The sequence below is a fragment of the Calditrichota bacterium genome (assembly GCA_014359355.1).
GTDB lineage: Bacteria > Zhuqueibacterota > Zhuqueibacteria > JANLFK01 > Oleimicrobiaceae > Oleimicrobium.
Map to the genome: position 1 here is coordinate 1 of JACIZP010000021.1, position 6,496 is coordinate 6,496.

A 6,496-nucleotide genomic window follows, 5' to 3' on the forward strand; every position below is an offset into this window, starting at 1 on the left:
GCTTCATATTCTCACTTCCTTTCCTCTCGCCTTGACTGAGGTCTGGGCAGCTTCCAGGATGCGCACCACCATGAGTCCGTCATGCCCGTCGGCCACGCCGTCGGTGCCTTTCTCCAAGCAGTCGATGATGCGCTCCACCTCGACGGCAAGTGCTTCCCGGCTGTCGATCTTCGGGCAGTACATGTCCCCGGTCCGATATTGGACCAGCATGTGGTACACATCATCCACGCTCTCCACAACATCGACACCTTTGTCATAGATCCGTACCTTTTCGCTCGGCTGGTTGTCATCCCACACGACCATCTTCTTGCTCCCCGCCAAGAGCGTCTGCCTAATCTTCACCGGGGAGAGCCAGTTGGTGTGCACATGGGCAATGAGGTGGTCAGGATAGTAGACGGTCAGGTAGGCAACGTTCTCCAGGCCGTTGCCAAAGTTGTCGATACCCGTGGCGACCACGCTTTCCGGCTTGCCAGGGAGCAAGTAGTGCATGATTGACACGTCATGTGGGGCAAGGTCCCAGAGCACGTTGACGTCGTGCTGGAAAAGCCCGAGGTTGATGCGCACCGAGTCGAAGTAGTAGACCTTGCCGAGCTCACCACTGTCGATGAGCTCCTTGATCCTGCGCACCGCACCCGTGTAGATGAACGTGTGGTCGACGAACACTTTCAGGCCTCTGCGCTCGGCAAGTTCCACAAGTTCCTCAGCCTGGGCGCTGGTGGCGGTCATCGGCTTCTCGATGAGCACGTGTTTGCCCGCCAGCAATGCCTCCCGAGCGATGTCAAAGTGCGTGGACACCGGCGTGCACACCACGACCAGGTCCGTTGTGGGGTCCTTGATGATGCGCCGAAAGTCGGTGGTCGTCTCTACTGCGGGGTAAGTGCGCTTGATGAAGTCCAGTCTGTTCTGCGCCAGGTCGCAGCAGGCGACCACCTTGGCCCTTGGGTTGGCCGCGAAGTTGCGCACAAGATTCGGCCCCCAATAGCCGACGCCAATAACGCTCACGTTCAGCATCGCATTCCTCCTTTTCTTACAAAGCGCCCTTCGCAGCGAACACAGCAGCAAAGGTCTTGAATATGAGTTTGAGGTCCAGCAGCAGCGAGCGCTGGGCAGCATAGCGCAAGTCTAATCTCACCATTTCGTCGAAGGTTGTGGTACTCCGGCCATACACCTGCCAGAGTCCGGTGATCCCCGGCTTCACCTCCATGAAGCGGCGCATGTGCCAGCTCTTGTAGGATTCCACCTCGAAAGGCAAGGGCGGTCGCGGCCCTACCAGGCTCATCTGGCCAAGCAGCACGTTGACAAGTTGCGGAAGTTCGTCAAGACTCGTCTTGCGCAGGAAGCGGCCTATGCGAGTTACTCTCGGGTCATTCACCAGCTTGTAGAGAGGCTGTTCCTCAGTGCCGAAGTTGATTTCCTCATTTCGCCCTTCGATCAGCTTCTTGACGTAGTCACGGTGCACGGCGTCATCGCAGCCGACGCGCATGGTCCGGAACTTGTACATGATGAACGGCTTGCCACGGTAGCCGATCCGCTGCTGCTTGAAGAGCACCGGGCCTTTGGACGTGAGCTTTATCGCCACGGCGACCGCCGCCATCAAAGGGGCCAGGAGCACAATGCCCACGACGGCCCCAACAATGTCCAGTGCCCGTTTGGCGATCTGGTAAAGGCGCTCCTTGTCGAGGTAAACGTCCAAGAAAAGTGGGGTGCTCATGGCCACTGCGCCCGCGGGCGAGTGGGATACGTCCCAGACCAAGGGAAGCGCCTCTTGTGCCGCTCGAGTGCATCCTTTGCCGGCGGAGAGCTTTGCCCCGGTTTCTCGGGCTGCTGTATCTTGCGGGACTAGTGTAATCTTCGCATGCACGTAGCCGCGGCGAGGCGAGCCTGGGTACGCCACAACGTGGACAGCTCGCAGGCACGACAGCGACTGAACACCACGCTCGCCAGCGCGCAGACGAGCAAGCATCTTGTCCACGACGAGGCGCCCATGGGAAAAGGACGTGTCCAGCAGCAGAACCGCAAGCCGCCTGGCGTCAAGGAGCACGCGCACATCATAGTCTCTGGTGGATGAACCGACGATGTGCTTCAGATTCTCCATGGCCGCTCTGGGTATGTCCCCCTCGCTCTCTCCCAACTCAAAAACCACCAGCGAAAAAGGTGAGCCAGTGCGGTCGCTGCGGTGGCGTTCCTTGCGCAGTACCTCGGCAAATGCGGCCCGAGCAAGCCAGCCATTGCATTCCACCGCCGGGGCATGGCTTTCTGCATGCTCGCTGCGTGGTTGGCCAACGCCTGTCTCATGAGCTTCGATCCGCCCAAAGGGTGAAGGATGCTCCGCGGCCAGGGCGCCGGGTCTCACGCGCGCCGTCCGGCTAAGAGCGATGTTGTAGCTGTTGCGTGACACTTGCCCTCCGTGAAGTTGGCAAAGCATCATAACCTTTCGTAGAGCCAGCGGGGTAGATCGAAACGTCGTCTGTTCAAGATCGCCCCCAAGATGGGCACACCTGCTCGTTCCAGAGTCCGTTGTGCCTGCACCACGGCCTCCCACCTGGTGTGGTTGGCGCGCACCACCAGCACGACGGCGTCGCACAGCATGGCATACCTCACTCCCTCTGCGGAGCCAAGCACAGCAGGCAGATCGAGGACCACCAGTCGCACCCTTTCTGCCGCTTGCTGCAACGCTGTGCCGAGCTGCTGCAGATCTGCCCTTCTCCTGCCGGAGCCGGCAGGGATCACCAGCAGGTGCGAACCCTCTACCCTGTGCGCCATGTCAGCAAGCGACTGAACCTGCCGTAGTCCGTCGGAAAGACCCGGGCTCAGAGGGAGTGCAAAGGCGCGATGAATGAAGGGGTCGCCCACGTTTGCGTCCACCAGGATGACGGCGTCTGCTGACGCGGTTGGGCTGAGGACAAGGGATCCGGTCCGTCCCCTGTTCGTGCCCGCCTCCCCATCTGCGGCAAGCAAGAAAGAGATGGCCGCAGCACACGTAGAGACCCCTTCTCCCGGCAGAGCGCTGGTTAGACCAATGACGCGGGCCCCGGTGCGCGCGGCAACCGACTCCACCACGTGCGCAACCGCCTTGAGGTCTTTGAGCACCCCTGTAGTTTTGTCGCGAGTACTGACGGCACGCCGCGGTGCGACATGCGTTAGCTGGCTACTCCCCCCTACGGCGCCGGCTCGCGCTCCGCTCGCAACGCGCTGCGCCGCTTCCCTGGTGGTTGCCTCTGCCGGATTGACAAAGCTTACCATTCCTTCTTCTCCGAGAGAAATCAGTGCGCGTGACGCGCGCCCGCTACTTCGCGCACGCTGCCCAACACAGGGATGCCCGTTCTCCACTCCAACTCCGCTGGCTCATGTACTGTGTGGTCCAAGTATTCCGCAACAAAAGCGAGAGTCAGCGAGCCGAAAAGGGCCAGGAGCAGACCCAAGGCCATGTTCAGCCGCTTCCGGGGTCGCACAGGGCGCAGGGGCGGCTCGGCCGAGCTGATCACGCGCGCGCTCACACCCCGCTGCATCTTCGCCAACGAGATGCGCGCCTCCTCGCGTTGGCGCAAGAGCATAGAGTAGATCTGTTGATTGTCGTCGATGCCGCGGCTCAGCTGCGAGAACTCGTACTCCTGCTTGGCAAGATTCTGAATGTCTCGCTTTATGCTGGCAATCGACGCCTGCAGAGCCTCCTCCTCAGAGCGCAGCGCGGCGATGGCGACTGTTTCCATCTGGATGATCTGCTCAACCTCTTCGGCGATCTGACGCTGCGTGGCAGCTATCTGCTTGTCGAGACTCTTTACCCCCTCGTACTGAGGCGTGAACCGGGTGAGAAGCTGCTCCCGGCGCATCTGTAAGTCCAAGAGTTCGCCGCGCAGCTTGGCAATGTGCTTCTCTCTGCTTGGGCTGTCGCTCGACTCGATGGAGGGGATGCCTACCCTCCCTTGCGCCAATTCCTGCTTGAGCACCTCCAGACGTGCCTCTTTGCCAATGCGCGTGGTGCGCACCTCGGTGAGCCTGGACTCATAGTCCGACAGGCGGTTCAAGAGAATGGTGCGCTGCGCCTCCGGCGAGATCATCGCAGCTGTTTGCTTGTAATTGGCCTGCTTTTCCTGCAGCTCGCGCAGCTGGGTGTCGGCCAGGCGGAGTTGCTCTTGGAAGAACTTGTAGGCAGCCGACTGGTCGTAGAGCTGTGCGCGATAAGCAGCGTAGGCCTCCACCACCGCATTGGCTGCCGCCGCAGCATAGGCAGGGTCATTCGCCTCAAAGCTCACCAAGATGACATTGGTCTTGGGAACGTTCTCCACGCGCAACCTCTGCTGAAAGTCGATGAGGTCACTGTCTCCGTTGCCGTGCTCGCCCACGTTCTGCGAGGCAGACGCTGCCCTCACTGGCACCGGCCCAACCTTCTCCATGGCCCGCGCAGCCACCGGGAGGCTGCGAATGATCTCGGTCTCCGCGTTCACCCAGTCGTACCGGTCATAGTCCGGCTGCACGCTCACCCCCAACAGCACGGACTTTTCCGAGTCGATCTCCCGTTCCACCAAGAGCTTGGCGGTTGCCCGGAATACCGGGGCCGTCAAGAAGGTGACGGCCGCCACGGTACCGAGGACCAGCGCGGCGAATGCCACAACGAGCCACTTCCGCCTGAACAGCACCCGTAAGAAGCGGAGCAAGGGACTGCTGCCGACAGGCGGTGCAGAAAACTCTTGCGTCGCGGTGAATGTGCTCCCTCTCACTGGACTCATTTCCATGAACGGCTCCGCATGGTTGGCTAGGGAACCTATGCGCTCCACCCGACACAAACCGCACGTCCGCCATAAGTCCTTCTGCACTCCGTTAGTTGGTTGTGGTAGCCTCAAGTCCCATAGGACGCCTGGTCCCCCGTCGCGCTGAGGCCGCAAGTAACCCGTCAACGATAAGCTCGAACTGGTCATCATCGCGATGGTTGTAGCGCCATTCGAGCTCCTTCATTGCCATGAATATGTTACCTCGATTGATTGCGCGATTTCCCAGAATATGCCCCTTGGCGTACTGCCAAAACCCTTGGATGTAGTCTACGTAGACTGCGTCTGCCCACCGAGTCTTTCTTCGCTGATAACTTCTGCGGTCAACAAAGAGGACGACCGTATCGTACTCTTGCCACGTTTCTGTGTAGAGAATCTTGCCTTTCCGTACGCGTGCCAGGTCGGACTGTAGAACAGCCCGTGCCTGGGGTGCATCCAAGAGTCTGGCTTCTCCATAGTCCACCTTGTCGAGCACGCCGATGGCTACGCAGTCTTTCGCTTGGTAATCGTCTGCAGCATCGTGGATCCACGGGCCGAGGATCGCCTGCCTGATGAGCGCGTAGGCCCTCAGCCCTGTCTTGTAGTTGAGATCGCATCGCGCTGCTGCCTCTCGCGTAGGCACTTCTGCCACGAAATGATTGACCATGCGCAGCCAGGTCGACAGCGGCACATTGAGCGCCGAAAAAGCCGTCGCCACCAGGGGGCGAAACTCCCAGCGGCAACGACGACATTTTAGGCGAGATCTGCTCAGTACATAGAAGCTGTCAAAGTCGCATTTTCCGCACCTCAACATCCCCATCTTCTGCAGGCGCTGCAGCAAGTAGGCATACGACGCCTCCTCGTCGGTCAGTATGCCGCTCAGTTCCAGCAGTCTACGGCGGAATGTGTCCATTAGTTCGGTCCCATGCTCGGCGTACAGATCTGCTCCTGACTCGTTCGATGGTCACTTGAGGTGCTGGACACCGCCGTCCCTGCCGGCGCGGCGCCAGAACTCAATCTCCTCAACCGAGGCAACTGTAAATGGCTTGTCTTGCTCTCCGGCCTGCCGCCAGGGTGTACTAAGCCAACCTGCGATGCAATGGACCCAGTACGCCTCCGGCCCTCAGAGTGTCATCGTCGGAGGGCGGGACCAACTCCGCGCACCGCAGCGAAAAACGCCGGCGTGGGCTGGCCCTCAGTCGCCTTGAATAAGCGCAACAAACCCCATTTGATGCAAAGCGCAGCGATTGTGAGTGAGTCGGAAGACTCGAAAGGAAGGAGATGTTAGTGGCCGTTGCTGAAAAACAACCCAAGACCCAGAGACTACTATCCACCCCACCCAGCTGTGGCTAACAGTCCCTTTCCTTTTCCGAAATTTTTCCCCTCTGAACTGCTAACCAACGTCCATGTCGGTGGGCAAGTAACCCCGGAACCCATCTTGCAGGGTAAGGCTCAATCCTCCCTGTTTGACTGATTGAAATGTACAAATTTTGCACAAGAAAATCAAGCAGAATTTTGCATCGTTGCCATTTTTTGCCACCAGTTTCTTTCACCGGCCCCTGTCGCCGCAGCGCACTTGCCTGTGCACGCGCGCTCCACGACTGCGCTGTCCACTCTCTCTGCGGCCAAAGAGCACCAAGGCCTGGCACATTACTTCCAAGGAATCGCAACTCTTCCAGGAATTGTTTTCGAGCCACAGTAAGAAAACGCAACCTTTGAAGCCTAAATCCGCCCTTTGTTCGAGGAAATGG

5 protein-coding genes are annotated in these 6,496 nt (G+C 59.5%); all 5 read right to left on the reverse strand.

Going from position 1 to position 6,496, the window contains the following annotated elements; all coding sequences use genetic code 11:
• Nucleotides 1–3 precede the first annotated feature (3 nt).
• The 5 genes from H5U38_01050 to H5U38_01070 all read right to left on the reverse strand — a co-directional run bounded on the left by H5U38_01050 (nucleotide 4) and on the right by H5U38_01070 (nucleotide 5,658).
• Nucleotides 4–1,011 (reverse strand): Gfo/Idh/MocA family oxidoreductase, encoded by a 1,008-nt coding sequence (locus H5U38_01050; protein ID MBC7185600.1) that lies wholly within the window; start codon nucleotides 1,009–1,011, stop codon nucleotides 4–6.
• Nucleotides 1,012–1,027: 16 nt separating this feature from the next.
• Nucleotides 1,028–2,095 carry a sugar transferase gene (locus H5U38_01055; GenBank protein ID MBC7185601.1) on the reverse strand — a complete coding sequence of 356 codons (1,068 nt, stop codon included), beginning with the start codon at nucleotides 2,093–2,095 and terminating at the stop codon, nucleotides 1,028–1,030.
• A 329-nt stretch (nucleotides 2,096–2,424) separates the two neighbouring features.
• Nucleotides 2,425–3,243 (reverse strand): CpsD/CapB family tyrosine-protein kinase, encoded by an 819-nt coding sequence (locus tag H5U38_01060; GenBank protein MBC7185602.1) that lies wholly within the window; start codon nucleotides 3,241–3,243, stop codon nucleotides 2,425–2,427.
• A 20-nt stretch (nucleotides 3,244–3,263) separates the two neighbouring features.
• The gene (locus tag H5U38_01065) at nucleotides 3,264–4,733 is read right to left on the reverse strand and encodes a hypothetical protein (GenBank protein ID MBC7185603.1); all 1,470 of its coding nucleotides are present in this window, start codon (nucleotides 4,731–4,733) and stop codon (nucleotides 3,264–3,266) included.
• An 85-nt stretch (nucleotides 4,734–4,818) separates the two neighbouring features.
• Nucleotides 4,819–5,658: a hypothetical protein gene (locus tag H5U38_01070; GenBank protein MBC7185604.1), complete on the reverse strand. Its 840-nt coding sequence runs from the start codon at nucleotides 5,656–5,658 to the stop codon at nucleotides 4,819–4,821.
• Between the last annotated feature and the right edge of the window lie 838 nt (nucleotides 5,659–6,496).